Annotated in this window: 1 pseudogene; it reads right to left on the bottom strand. The window is 58.6% G+C overall.

Annotated features, from left to right (window positions below):
* Window positions 1–418: pseudogene (locus D1227_RS17165) on the bottom strand (DDE-type integrase/transposase/recombinase); the annotation flags it as partial.

Genomic DNA, 418 nt, shown 5'->3' with positions numbered 1-418 from the left:
ATAGAAGATCTCCCTCGCCAGCAACTCGTCCCTGAGCTTGGAGTTGAAGCTTTCGCAGTATCCGTTTTCCCATGGGCTTCCCGGTTCGATATAGAGCGTCTTCACGCCGATACGTGCCAGCCAGTCCCGTAGAGCTGTGGCGATGAACTCGGGGCCATTATCGGAGCGGATATGCTCCGGCGGGCCATGATGCACGAACAGCTCGCCCAGCGTGTCGAGCACATCACGCGAGTTGAGCTTGCGTTCGACGCGGATGGCGAGACATTCGCGGGTGAACTCATCTATGACGCACAGCATGCGGAACACCTTGCCGTCATGGGTGCGGTCCTGCACGAAGTCATATGACCAGACATGGCCCTTGTGCGCTGGCCGAAGTCTTACGCACGAACCGTCATTCAGCCAGAGGCGCCCACGTTTC

Source organism: Henriciella mobilis, assembly GCF_003576315.1.
In the GTDB taxonomy this organism is placed as follows: Bacteria; Pseudomonadota; Alphaproteobacteria; order Caulobacterales; family Hyphomonadaceae; genus Henriciella; species Henriciella mobilis.
The sequence above is the reverse complement of the archived record's forward strand: the minus strand, read 5'-3'. Positions and strand labels throughout refer to the sequence as shown.